Annotated in this window: 19 protein-coding genes; 13 read left to right on the top strand and 6 right to left on the bottom strand. The window is 70.7% G+C overall.

Annotated elements, in window-relative coordinates:
• The first annotated feature begins 127 nt into the window (after positions 1–127).
• Both OHA89_RS39180 and OHA89_RS39185 read left to right on the top strand, forming a co-directional pair.
• Positions 128–1,297 carry an epoxide hydrolase family protein gene (locus OHA89_RS39180; RefSeq protein WP_331761648.1) on the top strand — a complete coding sequence of 390 codons (1,170 nt, stop codon included), beginning with the start codon at positions 128–130 and terminating at the stop codon, positions 1,295–1,297.
• A 10-nt stretch (positions 1,298–1,307) separates the two neighbouring features.
• The gene (locus OHA89_RS39185) at positions 1,308–1,814 is read left to right on the top strand and encodes a DinB family protein (protein WP_266617163.1); all 507 of its coding nucleotides are present in this window, start codon (positions 1,308–1,310) and stop codon (positions 1,812–1,814) included.
• A 63-nt stretch (positions 1,815–1,877) separates the two neighbouring features.
• Here OHA89_RS39185 and OHA89_RS39190 read toward each other — a convergent pair whose 3' ends face one another.
• Together OHA89_RS39190 and OHA89_RS39195 are read right to left on the bottom strand one after the other, a co-directional pair.
• A complete protein-coding gene (locus tag OHA89_RS39190) occupies positions 1,878–2,429 on the bottom strand; it encodes a flavoprotein (protein ID WP_266617164.1) in 552 nt (183 codons plus the stop codon).
• A gap of 141 nt (positions 2,430–2,570) precedes the next feature.
• Entirely contained in the window at positions 2,571–4,166 is a 1,596-nt protein-coding gene (locus OHA89_RS39195; protein WP_331761651.1) for an MDR family MFS transporter, read from the bottom strand.
• A 141-nt stretch (positions 4,167–4,307) separates the two neighbouring features.
• Between OHA89_RS39195 and OHA89_RS39200 the strand changes: the two genes are divergently transcribed.
• The 5 genes from OHA89_RS39200 (at position 4,308) to OHA89_RS39220 (ending at position 7,740) form a co-directional block, all read left to right on the top strand.
• Positions 4,308–4,886, top strand: coding sequence for a TetR/AcrR family transcriptional regulator (locus tag OHA89_RS39200; protein ID WP_331761653.1), 579 nt, complete (start codon positions 4,308–4,310; stop codon positions 4,884–4,886).
• Between the two features lie 146 nt (positions 4,887–5,032).
• Positions 5,033–5,575, top strand: coding sequence for a dihydrofolate reductase family protein (locus OHA89_RS39205; RefSeq protein WP_331761654.1), 543 nt, complete (start codon positions 5,033–5,035; stop codon positions 5,573–5,575).
• Positions 5,576–5,602: 27 nt separating this feature from the next.
• Entirely contained in the window at positions 5,603–5,818 is a 216-nt protein-coding gene (locus OHA89_RS39210) for a DUF4287 domain-containing protein (protein ID WP_266615943.1), read from the top strand.
• 67 nt (positions 5,819–5,885) lie between these two features.
• A complete protein-coding gene (locus OHA89_RS39215) occupies positions 5,886–6,737 on the top strand; it encodes an NAD(P)H-binding protein (protein ID WP_266615945.1) in 852 nt (283 codons plus the stop codon).
• Between the two features lies 1 nt (position 6,738).
• Positions 6,739–7,740 carry an AraC family transcriptional regulator gene (locus OHA89_RS39220; protein ID WP_266615947.1) on the top strand — a complete coding sequence of 334 codons (1,002 nt, stop codon included), beginning with the start codon at positions 6,739–6,741 and terminating at the stop codon, positions 7,738–7,740.
• Here OHA89_RS39220 and OHA89_RS39225 read toward each other — a convergent pair.
• The gene (locus tag OHA89_RS39225; RefSeq protein WP_266615949.1) at positions 7,737–8,213 is read right to left on the bottom strand and encodes a GNAT family N-acetyltransferase; all 477 of its coding nucleotides are present in this window, start codon (positions 8,211–8,213) and stop codon (positions 7,737–7,739) included. The two genes, OHA89_RS39220 and OHA89_RS39225, sit on opposite strands and share 4 nt — an antisense overlap.
• Before the next feature lie 94 nt (positions 8,214–8,307).
• On the opposite strand from OHA89_RS39225, the gene OHA89_RS39230 reads away from it, so the two are divergent.
• The gene (locus OHA89_RS39230) at positions 8,308–8,844 is read left to right on the top strand and encodes an anthrone oxygenase family protein (RefSeq protein WP_331761657.1); all 537 of its coding nucleotides are present in this window, start codon (positions 8,308–8,310) and stop codon (positions 8,842–8,844) included.
• An 8-nt stretch (positions 8,845–8,852) separates the two neighbouring features.
• Here OHA89_RS39230 and OHA89_RS39235 read toward each other — a convergent pair whose 3' ends face one another.
• Positions 8,853–9,341 carry a DUF1772 domain-containing protein gene (locus tag OHA89_RS39235; RefSeq protein ID WP_331761659.1) on the bottom strand — a complete coding sequence of 163 codons (489 nt, stop codon included), beginning with the start codon at positions 9,339–9,341 and terminating at the stop codon, positions 8,853–8,855.
• Between the two features lie 190 nt (positions 9,342–9,531).
• On the opposite strand from OHA89_RS39235, the gene OHA89_RS39240 reads away from it, so the two are divergent.
• The 4 genes from OHA89_RS39240 (at position 9,532) to OHA89_RS39255 (ending at position 14,446) form a co-directional block, all read left to right on the top strand.
• The gene (locus OHA89_RS39240; protein ID WP_331762024.1) at positions 9,532–10,887 is read left to right on the top strand and encodes an AMP-binding protein; all 1,356 of its coding nucleotides are present in this window, start codon (positions 9,532–9,534) and stop codon (positions 10,885–10,887) included.
• A gap of 507 nt (positions 10,888–11,394) precedes the next feature.
• Positions 11,395–12,513, top strand: coding sequence for a bifunctional DNA primase/polymerase (locus OHA89_RS39245; RefSeq protein WP_406368835.1), 1,119 nt, complete (start codon positions 11,395–11,397; stop codon positions 12,511–12,513).
• Positions 12,510–14,060, top strand: a complete 1,551-nt coding sequence (locus tag OHA89_RS39250; RefSeq protein ID WP_331761663.1) for a phage/plasmid primase, P4 family — start codon at positions 12,510–12,512, stop codon at positions 14,058–14,060. Before OHA89_RS39245 ends, OHA89_RS39250 begins: the two co-directional genes overlap by 4 nt.
• Entirely contained in the window at positions 14,057–14,446 is a 390-nt protein-coding gene (locus OHA89_RS39255; RefSeq protein WP_266615955.1) for a DUF6009 family protein, read from the top strand. The genes OHA89_RS39250 and OHA89_RS39255 overlap by 4 nt, the downstream gene beginning before the upstream one ends.
• A gap of 152 nt (positions 14,447–14,598) precedes the next feature.
• Here OHA89_RS39255 and OHA89_RS39260 read toward each other — a convergent pair whose 3' ends face one another.
• On the bottom strand, positions 14,599–15,621 hold the full coding sequence (locus tag OHA89_RS39260; RefSeq protein WP_331761666.1) for a ScbA/BarX family gamma-butyrolactone biosynthesis protein: 1,023 nt from the start codon (positions 15,619–15,621) through the stop codon (positions 14,599–14,601).
• A 287-nt stretch (positions 15,622–15,908) separates the two neighbouring features.
• On the opposite strand from OHA89_RS39260, the gene OHA89_RS39265 reads away from it, so the two are divergent.
• Positions 15,909–17,228, top strand: a complete 1,320-nt coding sequence (locus OHA89_RS39265; RefSeq protein ID WP_331761668.1) for a cytochrome P450 — start codon at positions 15,909–15,911, stop codon at positions 17,226–17,228.
• Here the strand turns inward: OHA89_RS39265 and OHA89_RS39270 are convergent.
• Positions 17,155–18,096, bottom strand: coding sequence for an NAD-dependent epimerase/dehydratase family protein (locus OHA89_RS39270; RefSeq protein ID WP_331761670.1), 942 nt, complete (start codon positions 18,094–18,096; stop codon positions 17,155–17,157). The two genes, OHA89_RS39265 and OHA89_RS39270, sit on opposite strands and share 74 nt — an antisense overlap.
• Between the last annotated feature and the right edge of the window lie 26 nt (positions 18,097–18,122).

Consider the following 18,122-nt stretch of genomic DNA (forward strand, 5'->3'; position numbering starts at 1 on the left):
GGCGTTAACGGCGTTAACGGTCTGGGCTGTCTGGGAGGGCAGCGTTAACGGCGTTAACGCCGTTAACGGTCGGGGGTCGTTAACGGCGTTAAGGGGGTGAGGGGCCGCGGCCTAGCATGGGGGGCTTATGAGCGATCTTGGGGAAGGGCTGCAGGGCTTTCGGCTCGATGTGGCGCAGGCGGAGTTGGACGATCTCGGCGAGCGGCTGGGGCGGGTGCGGTGGCCCGATGAGTTGCCCGGCGTGGGGTGGGCGTACGGGATTCCCCTCGGGGAGATGCGCGAGCTCGTGGAGTACTGGCGCGGGGAGTACGACTGGCGGGCGGCCGAGGCGCGGCTGAACGCGTGGCCGCAGTTCACCACGGTCATCGACGGGGCCCGGGTGCACTTCGCGCATCTGCGTTCGCCCGAGCCGGATGCCACGCCCTTGCTGATGACCCACGGCTGGCCGGGGTCGTTCGTCGAGTTCCAGCGGGTCGCCGGCCCGCTGACCGATCCGCGGGCACACGGCGGGGATCCCGCCGATGCCTTCCACCTCGTGCTGCCGAGCATTCCCGGCTTCGGGCTCTCCGGGCCGACGACCGAGACCGGCTGGGAGTTCAAGCGGGTCGCGCGGGCCTTCGGGGTGCTGATGCAGCGGCTCGGGTACGAGGCGTACGGGGTCCAGGGCGGCGACTGGGGAGCCGCGATCTCGCGGGAGCTGGGGCGGATCCGGCCGCGGAACGTGGTCGGGGTGCATCTGAACCTGCTGCCGGGCGGCGGGGCGACCGAGGAGCCGGGCGCGGAGGAGCTGGCCGCGCTGAGCCCGGACGAGCGGGAGCGGACCCTCGCGTCCTGGGAGCGGTACCGGGTCTGGGCGCGCGAGCGGCAGGGGTACGCCGATATCCAGGCGACCCGGCCGCAGACCCTCGCGTACGGGCTGAACGATTCGCCGGTGGGGCTGCTCGCCTGGATCGGCGAGAAGTTCGCCGAGTGGAGCGATCCCCGGAGTCCGATCGACCGGGACCAGATGCTGACCAACGTGATGCTGTACTGGCTGAGCGGGACAGCCGGCTCTGCCGCCCGGATCTACTACGAGCGGGCACACGCCGACTACTTCGGGCAGCCGCCCGAGGTGTCGCGGACCCCGACCGCCCTGGCCGACTTCCCCCGGGACAACTTCATCCCGTTGCGGCACGTCGCCGCGCGGACCGACAACATCGTGCGCTGGACCTCGTACGAACGGGGTGGGCACTTCCCCGCCATGGAGGTGCCGGAGTTGTTGGTGGGGGACGTGCGCGCCTTCTTCCGGCAGATGTGATGATCGCTCGATGATCGACGAACAGAGGACTCGGCCCGTTCTGGACGGCGACGAGCGGGCCACCCTGACCAGCGTTCTGCAGTGGCAGCGGGACACCCTGATGATGAAGTGCGCGGGCCTGAGCGCCGAGCAGTTGCGGCGGAAGGCGGTGGTCCCGTCCGGGCTGAGCCTGCTGGGGCTGGTACGGCACCTCGCGGAGGTGGAGCGCGGGTGGTTCCGCAACGCCCTGGGCGGCGAGGACGTGCGCGGCTACTTCCCGAAGAACGAGGCGGGGGAGTGGACGGAGTTCCACGTCGAGGACGCGGATCCGGCGGAGTCGTTCAGGATCTGGGAAGAGACCTGTGAGCGGTCGCGGAAGATCGTGGAGGCCGCCGAATCCCTGGACGTGACGGGGTACTTCGGCGACCAGCCGTACTCGCTGCACTACATCCTGACCCACATGATCGAGGAGTACGCCCGGCACAACGGGCATGCGGATCTGCTGCGCGAGGCGATCGACGGGGTGACGGGGGAGTAGGTACCCGCTCCCCGGTACCCCGCTCCCCGGTACCCCGCTCCCCGGTACCCCGGTCTCCGCGTGTCAGGCCTGGCGCGCGCTGCCGGCCCGGGTCACGGCGTCCAGGGCGACCTGCCACGGGAAGTGGGGCGGGGCGTCCGGGCCGGCCGGTCCGGGGGTGAAGCCGGTCTCGCCGTAGAGGAGTTCGACTCCGGCGGTGCGCAGGACGGCGAGGGACTGGTCGAACTGGGGGTGTGCGGCGAGGGCGGCGTTCGTGCAGGGCATGGCGACGACGGGGGTGCCCTTGCCGATGGCTTCGGCGGCGACGCCGACGGCGAACCGGTCGGTGAGGCCGAGGGCCCAGGCGTTGACCGAGTTGAAGGTGACCGGGGCGAAGAGCAGGGCGTCGGCCTGGGGCCATACGTCGTCCTCCCCGGGCAGCTTGTACTGCCAGCGCACCGGGTGGCCGGTCAGGGCGGCCAGCCCGTCGAGGCTCCCGGCCACCCAGTGCGCCGCGGTGGGGGTGAGCCCCAGGCAGACGTCCCAGCCGCGGGCCTGGGCGTCCTCGATCACATGGGCCACGTCGAAGACGGGCGGGGCCGCGGAGCAGAGCAGGTAGAGAGTCCTCGTGGTCATGTCGCCATATGATCATATTGCTTGACCTCGACCATGCTTGAGGTAGCCGTTGAGCGCACCCGGCAACGGGAAGAGCCCGGTCCCGGTGGATCCGTTTGTCCACCGGGGCCGGGCTGTTGTCTTGGTCGGTTGGTTGGTTGCTCAGGCGGTGACCGGTTCCTGCTGGGCGGGGGCGGTCTTGCTGTCCTGGCTCTCGTTGGGGGTGGGGGTGCCGCGGAGGGGGACTTCCTTGATGAACAGGGCGGCTGCGAAGCCGAGTACGGCGATGGCGGCGCAGATGAGGAAGGCCCAGTGGGTGCCGACGGCGACGGCGTACCGGTAGGCCTCGCGGACGGCTTCGGGGAGTGTGGCCAGGCTCGCCGCGTCGAGTTGGGCGGAGCTCAGAGCTCCGGCCTGCGGGCCGAGGCGGTCGGTCATGGCATCCGTGACCTGGGTGGTGAACAGGGTGCCCATCAGCGCCACACCGAAGGCGCCGCCGAGGGTGCGGCCCAGGGCCGTGGTGGAGGATGCGACGCCCATGTCCTTCAGCTCGACGCTGTTCTGTGCGACGAGCATGGTGATCTGCATGAGGAAGCCGATGCCGGCACCGAGGACGGCCATGTAGAGACCGGAGACGAGGCGGGGAGTGCTGGTGTCCATGGTGGCGAGGAGGAAGAGCCCGGCGACCACGAGTGCTCCGCCGACGACCAGGAAGATCTTGTATTTGCCGGTGTTGCTGGTGATGCGGCCAGTGATCATCGAGACGGTCAGCATCGAGCCGAGCAGGGGCAGCAGGAGCAGGCCCGAGTTGGTGGCGGAGGCACCCTGGACGGTCTGGAGGAACAGCGGGAGGTAGAAGACGCCGCCGACGGTCACGAAGCCGACGAGGAACCCGATCAGGGCGATGAGGCTGAAGTTGCGGTTGCGGAAGACGTGCAGCGGCAGGATCGGCTCGGCGGCCTTGGTCTCGATGTAGAGGAACGCTGCGGTCGACAGGACGCTGACGGTGATCAGGGCGATGATCTGGCCGGAGGCCCAGGCGTACTCGGTGCCGCCCCAGGTCGTCACGAGCACGGTGGAGGTGATCGCGGTGGTCAGCAGTGCCGCGCCGGGGTAGTCGACCTTCGGGCGGGCCGCCTGTGTGTTCTTCGGCAGGTGCAGCACCACGCTCACCATGGCGAGGGCCACGGCGGCGAGCGGGAGGTTGATGTAGAAGGCCCAGCGCCAGCCCAGGTGATCGGTGATGGCGCCGCCGATCAGCGGGCCGCCGATCATGGAGAGGGCGGAGACGGCGGCCATCAGGCCCTGGTACTTGCCGACCTCGCGGGGCGGGATCAGGCTGCCGATGATCGCCATGGCGCCGACCAGCAGACCGCCGCCGCCCAGGCCCTGGATGGCGCGGAAGGCGATCAGCTGGCCCATGTCCTGGGCCGCGCCGCAGAGCGCGGAGCCGATCAGGAAGATGACGACCGAGGTGAGGAAGGTGCCTTTGCGTCCGTAGAGGTCGCCGGCCTTGCCCCACAGGGGGGTGGAGGCCACGGTGGCCAGGGTGTAGATGGTGACCACCCACGACAGGTGCTCCAGACCGCCGAGCTCGCCGACGATCGTCGGGATCGCGGTACTGGTGATCATCGTGTCGAGGGAGGCGAGCAGCATCGCGATCATGACCGCCACGAGGACGACCCCCACACTGCGCGGCTTGCTGCCCTCCGGGGGCACGCCCTTCGAAGTCCCGGCAGAATTGGCTGTGTCCACCATGTCCCCTCCCCTGACCCTGCTTCACGTATCGCCTGCCTGGCTGCACTTACTTGCCGCCCGGCTAGTTCCTCATTAAGGTAGACCTGTAACTAGCCGGGCGTCAAGTAAGTACGAGTGAGCATGCGAGCCGAAGGAGATTCCATGTCCAGCAGCACTGCGCAGAGACGGCGCGGGGACACACGTCAGCGCATCCAGGACGTCGCACTGGAGCTGTTCGTCGAGCAGGGCTACGAGAAGACCTCGCTCCGCGAGATCGCAGAGCGCCTGGACGTCACCAAGGCCGCGCTCTACTACCACTTCAAAACCAAGGAAGACATCATCGTCAGCGTCTTCAACGACCTGACCCGGCCCATCGACGAGCTCATCAGCTGGGCCCGGCAGCAGCCACCCACCCTGGACACCAAACGGGAAGTGCTGCGCCGCTACAGCGAGTCGATGGGGGCCGGCGCCTCACTCTTCCGCTTCATGCAGGAGAACCAGGCCACCATGCGCGAACTGAGCATCGGCGAGACCATGAAGAACCACATGGCCGAACTCGTCGAACTCCTGCGCACCCAGGACGGCCCCCTCACCGACCAAGTCCGCTGCGTCAGCGCCCTCTTCACCCTCCACGCCGGGATGATGTACCTCCAGCACGTCGAAGGCGACCCCGAAGAAACCCGCCTCGCCGCTCTCGAAGTCGCTACCGACCTCATCGCCCAGGCCCACCACGAGGCGTAGTACGGCCCGCCGGTCCACCTTGTCTGAAGATCATCCGGACTTTCTCCGGTGGGAGCGATGAGTTTCGGGCGCGGCCCCGGTCTACTCCTGTGACTGTGGGAACGAGCGCCCGACGTGGACGCCGTGCACATTTAAGGGGAACCGTCATGCGCAAGGTCATCGCCTCCATCTTCATTTCGGTCGACGGCGTCTTCGAGGACCCGAGCTGGTCGATGCCGTTCTGGAACGAGGAGGCGGAGAAGTTCGCCGGCGAGCAGCTCCTCGCCGCCGACGCGCTGCTCCTGGGCCGGGTGACCTACGAGGGCATGGCGCCGGCCTGGACCGCCCGCGCCGAGGGCGCCGACGCCGGTACCGAGCGGATGAACGCGATGCCGAAGTACGTCGCCACCCGCACCCTGGACACCCCCGAGTGGAACGCCACCTTCCTGGCCGGCGACCTCGCCGCCGAGGTCGCCGAGCTCAAGCGTGAGGACGGCGGCGACCTGCTGGTCTACGGCAGCGGACAGCTCGTCAACACCCTGCTCGCCCACGGCCTCATCGACGAGCTGCGCCTGTGGACCCTGCCGGTCGTGCAGGGCAAGGGCCGGAAGCTCTTCGGCGAGGACTCCCCGGTCACCACGCTGCGACCGATCGGCTCCACCACCTTCAGCAGCGGCGCGCAGGTGCACGCCTACGCCCCCGCCCTCTGAGCCTCTGAGCAGACGGGAAACGACGACATGACCCAGCCGGTGAAGGGCCCCGCCAGCTACTTTCCTTCGATCGAGAAGAAGTACGGCCGCCCGATCGCGCAATGGCAGGACCTCATCCGGTCCTCGCCCCTGACCAAGCACATGGAGCTCGTCTCCTGGCTCAAGACCGAGCACGGTCTGGGCCACGGACACGCCAACGCCCTGGTCGCGCACACGCTCGCCGAGGACAGTGCCCGCAGTTAGACGCTCGCGTATGGAGCTGAGCTTTTCGGCTATGTTCCGTCTCGGGTGGCTCGACTTGACTGTTCTCATGACGCAGACGAAGAACAACCCCACGCAGAGCGCCGCGCAGCACACCACCCTCGTCATCGGGGGCACCGGCAAGACCGGGCGGCGCGTCGCCGAGAAGCTCATCGCCCAGGGGCGTCCGGTCCGGATCGGATCCCGTGCCGGGACCCCGGCCTTCGACTGGAACGAGCCCGCCGGATGGCCGGCCGCGCTGGAGGGCGTGGACCGGGTGTACGTGACCTACTACCCCGACCTCGGCTTCCCCGGCGCCGCCGAGCAGGTCGGCGGGTTCGCCGAGGTGGCCGTGGCCGCCGGGGCCCGGCGCCTGGTGCTGCTCTCCGGGCGCGGTGAGGAGGCCGCGCAGCTCGCCGAGGACAGCCTGAAGGCCTCCGGCGCCGACTGGACCGTCGTACGGGCCAGCTGGTTCAACCAGAACTTCGACGAGAGCTTCTTCCTGGAGCCCGTACTGGCCGGCGAGATCGCCCTGCCGACCGCGGACGCCGTCGAGGCCTTCGTCGACGCCGACGACATCGCCGAGGTGGTCGTGGCCGCCCTGACCGACGACCGGCACATCGGCAGGACGTACGAGCTGTCGGGCCCGCGCCTGCTCAGCTTCTCCGAGGTCGCCGCCGAGCTGTCGAAGGTGACGGGCCGCGAGATCGCGTACGTCCCGGTCTCCGACGACGACTACCGTGCGACGCTGCGCGAGAACGGCCTGCCGGAGGAGTTCGCCGAGCTCTTCACCCTGATCCTGGACGGGCGCAACGCGCACCTGGTGCACGGGGTGGAGGAGGTCCTGGGACGCGCGCCCCGCGACTTCGCCGATTTCGCCCGGGAAGCGGCGGCCACCGGCGTCTGGGACGTACGGTCCTGATATGGACACGCTGACCGGTCTCCTCGAAGGCCCCAACGCCCGGGGTGCCTTCCTCCAAAAGTCCGTCCTCAACCCGCCGTGGGCCATGCGCATCGAGGACCAGGCCCCGCTGTCGGTGGTGACGATGGTGCGCGGCTCGGCGTGGCTGCTGCCCGACGAGGGGGAGCGGGTGCGGATCAGCCCCGGAGACGTGGCCGTCGTACGGGGACCGGCCCCGTACACGGTCGCCGACTCCCCTGAGACCCCGGTGCAGATCAGGGTGGGGCCGGACCAGCGGTGCAGCACGCAGGCGGGCGAGGACGTCAGCGACTCCATGGCGCTGGGCGTCCGTACCTGGGGGGAGGGGCATCAGGACGAGGGGTCGGCGGTGATGCTGAGCGGGAGCTACCAGGCGCCGAGCGAGATCGGCCGCCGGCTGCTGGGGGCGCTGCCCACCATCGTCGTCCGCCCGGCGGGGGCCGCGGACGCCACCCTGATCGACCTGCTCGGCTCGGAGATCTCCCGGGACGAGCCGGGCCAGGAGATCGTCCTGGACCGGCTGCTCGACCTGCTGCTGATCGGTGTGCTGCGGGCCTGGCTCGCGGCCCCGGGTTCGGGCGCCCCGGCCTGGTACCGGGCGCAGAGCGATCCGGTGGTGGGCCCGGCTCTGCGGCTGCTGCACGAGAACCCGGCGCACGGGTGGACGGTGGAGGAGCTCGCCCTGAAGACCGGGGTCTCCCGGGCCTCGCTGGCCCGGCGGTTCACGGACGTGGTGGGCGAGCCGCCGGTCGCCTATCTGACGGGCTGGCGACTGGCGTTGGCGGCGGACCTGCTGCGCGAATCGGAGGCCACCGTCGCGACGGTGGCCCGCCGGGTCGGGTACGGCAGCGCGTTCGCGCTGTCGACGGCCTTCAAGCGGGTACGGGGCGTCAGCCCGCAGGAGTTCCGTTCGGGTGCGGCGGCCCCGGCGGCGGCGGCCGTGTGCGGGCCGCCGCGCACTGTGGTCCTCGCGGAGAGCGCTTAGTTCAGGAGCAGTTCGCCGACGCGCTGGTCGCCGCTGAGTTCGCCGGTGAGGCGGAAGCCCAGGCCCAGGTAGAAGGGCTCGGGGCTGCCGTCGCCGGTGTCCCAGGTGACGTACGCGCGACCGGCGCCGCGGCGGCGGACCTCCTCGACTACCGCGGCGACCGCGAAGCTGCCGTAGCCCTTGCCCTGGTGGCCGGCGGAGATGTTCAGGCGCCAGATGCCGGAGCGCCGGTCTGAGGGGTCGCGGGCCGGGTTCCACTGGATGTCGAGGAAGGCCATGACGAAGCCGACCACCTCGTCGCCGTCGACGATGGCCCGCGGCCAGGCGACGTCCCCGTGGACGTACGCCTCGGCCAGCGACTTCACCACCGGAGAGACGAGGTGCGCCTGATCGGGGCGCACCCGTATCGCGCACACCGCGTCGATATTTTCGGCGGTCACGGGTTCCAAGCGGGGGGCTGGGGTGCTGATCATGGCCTCAGCGTAGAACCTCGATCGTGCAGACAGACCGTTCAGACCGTTCAGACCGTTCCGATCCTTCCGACCGTTGAGACAAGGACGCAACCGCATGAATACCGGTCAGAGATCCCGCAACACCCGGCTCGCCACCGCACTGATGGTCGTCTCGACGATCCTGGTGGGGCTGATGGCCGGGCTGTTCTTCGCCTTCGACGTCTCGGTGATGCCGGGCCTGGCGGCGGGCGACGAGCAGACGTACGTCACCGCCATGCGCGGCTTCAACAAGGCCATCGACGGCAACCCGCTCTTCGGCACCGCCTTCGTGCTCGCCCTGCTGGTGGCCGCGGCCTCGGCGGTCGTCGAGTACCGCGCGGGGCGGCGCGGCACCGCGCTGTGGGTCGGGGCGGCCGCGGCGGCCTACCTCGTCGTGCTCGTGCTCACCTTCGCGGTGAACATCCCGCTCAACGACGAGCTCGCCGACGCGGGCGCAGTCGCCGACATGCGGGACTTCTCGATCGTGGAGAAGTTCAAGACCACCTGGGTCACCACGAACATCGTCCGCACCCTGCTGTGCACGGCGGCCCTCACCGCGCTCGCGCGCGCCCTGGTCCTGTACGGGCGCGCCACTCCCGCCGGGGAGTCGTAGGGGGCGGGCTAGTTCTGCCCGTGCAGGACCAGCGCCCAGGCGAGCAGGCCGAGCGCCGCCGTGGAGAGCACCGTCCGCCACACGTTGGCCCGTACCCACGGCTGCTCGAAGGCGCGGCGGACGGCGGCCGGGTCGGCGATCCGGTCGACCGGGCCGGCCTGCTCCAGGGTGTTGTTCAGCGGGATGTTCACGCGGGCCGTGATGCCCATCGCCAGGACGCAGCAGACGAACGCGCCGATCACCGGGGGCAGTACCTCGCGGCCGTCGGCGGGGAGGGACAGCGCGAGCGCCAGCCCGGTGAAGACGAGGGAGCCGACGTAGCCGAGCAGGAACCAGCCGTTGAGGATGGCCACGTTGATGCGCTGCATCACCTCGATGACGGCCCGGTCGTCGGTGCGCCGCAAGCCCGGCATCACGGCCACCGAGAACCCGTAGAACAGGCCGCTGACCAGGCCCATCGTGATCGTCGCGGCGATCAAGGACGCGAACCGTGCCATTTCCACGCCGGTCTCCCCCACAGTCGTCGAAGCAGTCGTCGAAGCAGTCGTCGTGCGGTCGTCGTGCGGTCGTCGAACGGTCAAGTCCCGCCGATCATAGGGGCACGGCCGCCCGTAGGCTGGGCGCGGCGTGCAGGCCGTGCAGGCCGTGCAGGCCACCTGCGAAAGGGAGTTGCCGACCATGCCGACCATGCTGACCGCGCTCGACGGGGTGTACGGGGACCGGCCGGACGCCGTGACCGTCGCCGGCCGTTCCGCCTCCTACGAGGACCTGCTCGGCGCGGCCCGCGCGGTCGCGGCAGACGTGGCCGGAGCCCCCGCGTTCGCGGTGACGGCGACGGCCTCGCTGGAGACCGTCGCCGCCGCGGTCGGGGGACTGCTGGCCGGGGTGCCGCTCGTCCCGCTGCCGCCCGACGCCGGGCCCGCCGAGCGCGAGCACATCCTGCGCGACTCCGGGGCGGTCGTCGTCGACGTGGACTTCGCCCGGCGCTCCTCCGGCTGGTCGGGCAAGGCCCCGGCGGCCGAGGATCCCGCGATGATCCTCTACACCTCCGGGACCACCGGCGCGCCCAAGGGCGTGGTGCTCAGCGGCGCGGCCCTCGCCGCCGACCTGGACGCGCTGGCCGAGGCCTGGCAGTGGAGTGCCGAGGACACCCTGGTGCACGGGCTGCCGCTGTTCCACGTGCACGGGCTCGTGCTCGGCGTGCTCGGCGCCCTGCGTACCGGAAGCCGCCTCGTCCACACCGGGCGGCCCACGCCCGAGGCCTACGCGGCGGCGGGCGGGAGCCTGTACTTCGGGGTGCCGACCGTGTGGTCCCGTATCGCCGGGGCGCCGGAGGCCGCTGCCGCGCTGTCCGGAGCCCGGCTGCTGGTCTCGGGCAGCGCGGCCCTGCCCGCGCCCGTCTTCCGGGACCTGGAGCGGCTGACCGGGCTGCGGCCCGTGGAGCGCTACGGCATGACCGAAACGCTGATCACCATCAGCGGCCGGGCGGGCGGGGAGGTCCGTCCCGGTACGGTCGGCACCCCGCTGCGCGGGATCCGGACCCGGATCGCGGCCGAGCCGGGCGCCGAGATCGGGGAACTCCAGCTCACGGGGCCGACGCTGTTCGCCGGATACCTGGGGCGCCCGGAGGCCACCGCCGACGCGTACACCGAGGACGGCTGGTTCCGTACGGGCGACATCGCGGCCGTCGACGAGGCGGACGGCGTGCACCGGATCGTGGGCCGGGCCTCCATCGACCTGATCAAGTCGGGCGGGTACCGGATCGGCGCGGGCGAGATCGAGAACGCGCTGCTGGACCACCCCAAGGTGACCGAGGCGGCCGTGGTCGGCGTACCCGACGCGGACCTCGGCCAGCGCATCGTCGCCTTCGTAGTCGCCGAGGGGGTCACGGGCGCGGAGCTCACCGAGTTCGTGGCCGCGCACCTGTCCGTGCACAAGCGCCCGCGGGAGGTGCGGTTCGTCGCGGCGGTACCGCGCAACGCCATGGGCAAGCCGCAGAAGAAGCTGCTGCTGACGGGGGAGTTCGGTCCGCAGGAAGGCTGAGGCGGGCTGAGGAGGGCGGGCCGGCCGCTGCGGCTCGGTCTCCGCTCGAGGCCCGGCCCAGGTGGGCTAGGGGTGGCCCGGAAGGTGGGTACGGGCGGGCAGCGACCGGACGCGAGCTACTCAAGCTCCTTTCAGTCGCTGCGAGCGATTGGAAGAAACCCCAGGTCAGAGGGGTTGGGCGCGGCTTTCAGCGACTGAAGCGACTCAAGGTTCCGGTATATGAAGACATTCCTGCGCGTGCGTGTGCGTGCGTGTGTGCGTCATATATACGGACCTTGAGTCGCTTCAGTCGCTGTTCTTGCTTGCGTACGCCTGTGACCTGGTGTTCTGTGAGCAGCCCGACGAGCGACCGAACGAGACCCGGTCGCTGGGCGGTGGGTCGGCCGGTCGCTGGCCGACCGGGTGGAGGCGTACATCTGTTCTGGCTCATATGCCCCTCGCCTCCCGGGGGTTTCGCTAATCTGATTTTGGGCTTTGAGTCGCTTCAGTCGCTGATGGGGGATGTGAATGGCAGCTGAGCTGCGGGATTCGCGCAGCGACCCAGGGCAGTGCACGAGAACTGCGCCGGTCGCCGGGCTCCCAGTGACGACTGCCAAGTGGTGTGCCCGGCAGGGGTGGCCGGTTCACCCCCTCGCCGCGGGCCGCAAGACGCCCGTGGGCAACTGCGCCGCGTGCCGCGCGCCGGGACACGACCGCGCCGCGTGCGACTGCCTCCGGGCGGGCCGCTGGTGCCACGGGTTCCACGCGGCCACGCTCGACGCGGACCGCGTCGAGCAGTGGTGGGGCACCCGGCCGGATCTCGGTGTCGGCGTGGCCACCGGTCCCGCGGACCTCGTCGTCATCGACGTCGACGCGCACGGGCGGGAACTGCCCGGCCGCGACCGGCTGCTGCCCGGCATCGCCATCTCCGCCGGGATCGACCTGACGGGACTGGCCAACGGCTTTCACACCCTGGGTGTGCTCGCCGCTCTGCACGGCGTCACCAGCCCGGCGGACGACGCGTCGACGCTGCGCGTGCGCACCCCGTCGGGCGGGCTGCACGTCTGGTACCACGGCGGCGGGCGGCGGTGGCAGTGCTCCACCGGTTCGGGCGGCGGCCGGGCCCTGGCCTGGCAGGTGGACGTACGCGCCCACGGCGGCTACATCGTGGCTCCGGGGACCGTGACCAGCGCGGGCGTCTACCGCGCCCTGGGGCCCGTACGCGAGCCCGCGCCGCTGCCGGACTGGCTCGCCGGGGAGCTGGAGCGCACCGGGCACCTGGTTCCCGAGACCGCGGCTGCTGCCATCGGGCCCCGGCCCGTGCCGCCCCGCGCCCGGCAGGCCGTTCTCGCGGCCGGTGGCGGCGACGGTGTCGCGCAGCGGGTCCTGGCGGGGGTGCTCGCCGAGGTCGCCGCGTGCGCGGCCGTACCCGAAGGGGCGGCGTTCTCCGAGAAGTTGAACCGCGCCGCCTACACGGCCGGCGGGCTGGTCGCCGCCGGGCGCCTCACCGAGGACGCTGCCACGCGGGCCCTGCGGGAAGCGGCCGAGCGGGCCCGGCCCGGTCAGGAGAGCCGCTGCGGGGCCATCATCCGCGGCGGGCTGAGTGCGGGCCTGGCGCGCCCGCTGTCCCTCGGAGGCCGCGGATGAGCCGCGACAAGGAGGGCGTGCTGTCCGGCTTCGACGTCCAGGCGGTCGCGGCGCAGATCCTGGCGCAGCCCATTCCGGCGCCCCGGGAGTCGGGTGAGTCCGGCGTGCAGTCCGACGCCCAGTCCGGCGTGCAGTCCGGCGGTTCGGGCTCCGACGGCGAGGCGACGGCGGACGGGCTGCTGCCCGACACGCTCACCGACCGCGGCAACGCCAAGCTGTTCGTCAAGCTCTACTCCAACGACTACCGGCACGTTCCCGGGATCGGCTGGTTCCGCTGGGACTGCACCCGCTGGCAGATCGACGAGGACGACACCGCGGTGTGGGCCGCGGGCGACCTGGCGGAGTCCATCGCCACCACCGACCCCCGTGGCGTGTACACCCCGGCCGCGCTCCAGCAGCACCGCCGTCGTGCGCTCAGCACCAGCGGGATGAACGCCATGCTCGCGCAGGCGAAGTCCGCCCCGGGCATGGTGCTCAACGCGGCGCGGCTGGACGCCGACCCGTACGCGCTGTGCACGCCCGCCGGTGTCGTGGACCTGCGTACCGGTCACATCCGCCCCTCCGACCCCGCGCTGGACTTCCACTCCCGCTCCACCTCGGCGGCGCCTCAGCCGATGCCCACGCCGCGCTGGAACCGCTTCCTGACCGACACCTTCGGCCAGGGGCCGGAGGGCGCGCAGATGATTGACTTCCTGCAGCTGCTGCTCGGCTACTCCGTCACCGGGGACGTCGGCGCCCAGGTCATGCCGTTCCTGTTCGGGTCGGGCAAGAACGGCAAGTCGGTCCTGCTGGACGTCCTCATGAAGCTGCTCGGCGACTACGCGGACGCGGCGCCGCCCGGGTTCCTGATGGCCCGTCCGTACGAGGGCCATCCGACCGACCTCGCCGAACTGCACGGCCGGCGGGTGATCGTGTGCAGCGAGGTCAAGCCGGGCGACCGCTTCGACGAGGCCCGGGTCAAGCTGCTCACCGGCGGTGACCGGATCAAGGCCCGCCGGATGCGGCAGGACTTCTTCAGCTTCGAGCCGACCCACAAGCTGTGGCTGCTGGGCAACCACCGCCCCGAAGTGGGCACGGGCGGCTTCGCGTTCTGGCGGCGCATGCGGCTGATCCCGTTCGAGCGGGTCGTCTCCGACGACCGCAAGATCGACAACCTGGCGGACGTCCTCGTCACCCAGGAGGGCCCCGGCATCCTCAACTGGCTCATCGAGGGCGCCCGCCGCTACCTGGGCGGCGACAAGGACCTCACGGGCCCCGAGCGGGTCCGCATCGCGACCACGGCGTACGCCGAGACCGAGGACCACACCGGGCGCTTCCTCGGGGAGACCTGCCGGCTCGAGCCCGAGCTGCGGGCCGAACAGGCCACGCTCTACGCGGCCTACAGGAGCTGGTGCCACAATGAGGGCGCCCCGGCGATATCCTCCCGGGCCTTCGCGGCACGGGTCCGCGAGGTGGTGGGACTGGCCTCGCCCAAGGAAATGATCCTGTCCAACCAGCGCAAGTACTACCCGGGCATCGGCCTGCTCGCGGACGAGGAGACAGCATGAGCGCCCTCATCGCAGAAGACGAGATCGTCCACGAAGTGGACCTCGTCTGGCTCGAGGACATCAGCGGGCTCGACTACGTCCGGCAGAGCCTGGACCGGCTGCCGACCCGGCGCGGCAGGCCCGCCTACCACCGCGACGGGCGGATGGTCGGGTACGCGCTGCTGGGACCGGGCGCCAAGCCCTCCCGCTCCTCCGGCACGTTCCGGCGGCGGGTGTTCTGGCTGCTCCCGCACGACCGGGACACAGACCCGGACGGCCTGTACGCGACGGGGGCGCCGGCGGAGGCCGTGGACGCCCGGACCCTGGCCCCGGGCAGCAAGGGCCGCAAGACCGAGCGCTCGGAAGGCGGCCCGATGTCGTCGGCTATGCGGGGACTGCTGCCGTAGACCGGCTGGACGGTGCCACGCTCGGCGGGCCGGGGCCGGGGGCTCGTCCTCGCATCGCCTACGGCATGGAACTGCCCGAGGTGGACGGGGGAAGACGTGCGGTACGGGTGGTTCGCGTCGTGATCGTCCCGAGGGGGCCGACCTGGGCGCGGTCACCTCAGGAGGCTGGCGAGCAGAGCGCTTTCCGGTCCCTGGTGGCTGACCGGGCCGGAGACCAGGGAGGTGAAGACGCTCTCGTCGTCCTGCCAGCCCGTGACCTGGACGCTCAGTACGTCAGCGGCACACGTGGGGACAGGGGTCGCTTCGATCCAGACAGGGGTGTCGAACTCCGCGTACCGGTGGAAGTCTGTGAGGATGGAGGCCGGCGTGAGGGACGCCGGGTAGCACAGTGCGGCGGCAGCCTGGCGGGCGGCTTCGAACAGCACCATGCCCGGAAAGTGGTCCCCGTCGTGGTCGAACAGGATGGGATGCCGCGGATCCGGGTCGAGCAGCCAGCGGTCCGTCTGATCCGTGGGGGAGAGCACCACGTCTGTGGGCAGCGTCCTGCCCACCGTGGCCGGCAGGACTTTGACGTCCGGCTGGCGGCGTGAGCGCCGGGGGGTGCTCGCCGAAGTGCCCCTCAGCCTCCGGTAGGTCGCTTCGGAGACGCAGGCGAACCCGCCGTGGCCGACAGCGCACACCCGGCCGTCGCGCTCGATGCTGATCTCCATGCGGAACTCCGCGAGCCGCTTGCCTTTGCGAACCACGTCGGTGCACTTCGCCCGCAGGTTCAGGTCGCTGGGCCCGGGCCCGATCCCCATGTTCTCCGGGTAGGTGGTGATGTTCATGTCCGAGATCACGAAGTGGTGTCCCAGCGGGACTCCGAGCTCGGCGTGGGCGAGGAACAGGCCCGCCTGACGGATCGTTTCCGCGGCCTGCATCGAGTCGTGGTGGTAACCGTCCATGCTGATGAAGAACGTGTGGGCGCGGGGCCACTGGCCGGTGAGGGCGAAGTCGTCTTCGTCGAGCCTCTCGCAGCCGGTCAGGAAGACCTCGGCGTGGCTCGCGCGGTGGACGTACTCGCGCGGGACCGTCGTGGTCAGGCGCGGTATGCCATGCGTGTTGGTCCGGATCGCGGGTCTACGCGCCTGCCAAGGTATCCCGAAGTCCGCCTCTTGGATCGAGAGGAGGCTCATGCTCGCACCGCCTATCTCCACCGTCGTGTGATGGGTTGTCGGATGGCTCAGGAGTTCCGGGCCATAAGATACAGACGCACCGGTTTTTTTTCCATCCTCCACGGCTGGAAAGTGCGGTAGGTTTCCGGGTCGCGGGCAGGCGTTAAGTGGTAGAAGCCCTTCCGCTTATGGGCTTTCCCGGCCTCCGGGCTCGCCGCAGCGGTCGGTGCGGTGCCTTGAAAAACCGGCAAGCCGGTTTTATTCTTACACGGTCCTCAAGCCCAGGCCCAGACTTTCTGGAGACTCCGATGCCTCGTCAGCAGCAGTGCCCCTACGCGATCAACCCCTTGGGCACGGACCTCCACGGGGAGGCCGCGCGCTTGCGTGCGCAGGGCTCCGTGGCCCGGGTGACCCTGCCCGGCGACGTCGAGGCGTGGGCGGTGACCGACCACGCAGTGATCAAGGGACTGCTGACCGACCCGCGCGTGTCGAGGGACGCCCACCAGCACTGGCCCGCCTGGATCGACGGCGAGATATCGAAGACCTGGCCCCTGGCCATCTGGGTCTCGGTCCAGAACATGGTTACGGCCTACGGACCGGACCACACGCGGCTGCGCAAGCTCGTGGCTGCGGCTTTCACGGCCCGGCGCACCGCTCTGTTGCGTCCGCGAATCGAGCAGATCGTGCAGGACCTGCTCGACGCGCTCGCGCAGCTTCCGTCCGACAGCCCGGTCGACCTGCGCAAGGAGTACGCCCAGCAGCTCCCCGCCCAGGTGCTCAACGAACTGTTCGGCATCCCCGAGGAGTTCCGCGTCCCGCTGCGCAAGATCATCACCTGCTTCTTCGACACGTCCATATCGCTGGAGGAGGCGCAGCAGAACGGGATGGACCTCTACATGACGCTGAGCGGCCTCATCGCCCTCAAGCGCAGCCAGCCGGGCGACGACCTGACCAGTGCCCTGATCGCGGTGCGGGACGAGGACGGCACCCAGCTGACGGAGAAGGAGCTGGCGGACAACCTGATCCTGCTCTACACCGCGGGCTACGAGCCCATGGTGAACCTGCTCGACAACGCGGTCGCCCTGCTGCTGGCCAACCCGGGGGAGCTCGCCCTGGTCCGGTCCGGCGATGCCGCCTGGGAGGACGTGGTGGAGGAGACCGCTCGGGTGGAGACGCCGGGGGCGAACGTACTCCTGCGCTACGCCGTCGAGGACCTGGAGATCGGCGACACCGTGATCCGCAAGGGGGAGCCGATCGTCATCTCCTTCATCGCCGCCGGCCGCGACGCGGCCGTGCACGGGGACGGCGCGGACCGCTTCGAGGTGACCCGGTCCACCCGCCGTGACCACCTCGCGTTCGGCCACGGAACGCACTACTGCCTCGGCGCCCCTCTCGCCCGGCTGGAAGCGCAGATCGCCCTGAGCGCGCTGTTCACGCGCTTCCCGGACCTCTCCCTCGCCGTCCCGGCAGAGCAGCTGCGCCCGCTCGAGTCGTTCCTCGTCAACGGACACCGTGAGCTGCCCGTACTGCTCGGGCCGGACGCCGGGGCGGGGTTCACCGGCCCGGAGCAGGATCGGGCCGCAGCAGCTCCCGGTACCAGGGAAGATGTGCCGGCAGGCCTTCTGTAGGCGAGGGGCCCGGGTCGCGGTCCAGCAGGCGCCAGATGTCGGAGCTGGCGAACCAGTGGTCCACCAGCAGCATGTCGAGGTGGTGCAGGGCCTGGGGCGCGCCCGCCGCACGGGCCCTGGCCTGCTCGGCGTCCAGTTTCCCGGCCGCGGACAGGTCCAGGTGTTCCCGCACCAGGTCCATCAGCGCCGAAGCCTGGATGGGCACGGGGTGGTTCGCGTGGTGTACACCTGCCACGTCCCGGTCGGTGAGGGCGGCCGCGACCGCTGCCGAGGCCAGGGCGGCCGCGTCCACCGCGGAATGCACCGACGGGCAGTCCACTCCCGCGCGCAGGTACCGCAGCAGGCCGGCCAGGCCGGGGATCACCCAGCGGTCGCCGGTGCCGTAGACGAGGTGTGGGCGCAGCACCGTGCCGCCTGCCCGAAGGACGTGCTGCTCGGCGGCCGCGCGGGTGTGGCTGGTCGGTGAGCCCGGCCGGACCGGCAGGGTGTGCGCCTCGGCCTCCCGGAACGGGCCCCGCCCGTAAACGGAGGCCGTGCTCACATAAACTACGCGCCGCACGCCCTGCCGGAGAGCAGCGTCGACGAGAGCATGCGTGCCCTGGTCGTTCACGGTGTGCAGGGTCTGCGCGTCCCCGCTCACGGCCGAGGCGCAGTGGATGACCGCGTCGATGCCGTCGCACAGCGCTCGGAGGGAGGCGGGATCCTGTAGGTCTCCGGAGACGGTGTGGATCCGGTCGTCTGCAGGCGTATCGACTCCGGCTCGGTGCCGCATCACCCGAATCCGGGCATCCGTTTGTGAATGTGCTGCTCGCAGCACATGGCCTCCGATGAAACCGCTGGCACCGGAAATAAGGATGTTCTGGGGCATTTTTCAGGACTCCCGTGGTGGGTAGG

Source organism: Streptomyces sp. NBC_01546, from assembly GCF_045208355.1.
GTDB lineage: Bacteria > Actinomycetota > Actinomycetes > Streptomycetales > Streptomycetaceae > Streptomyces.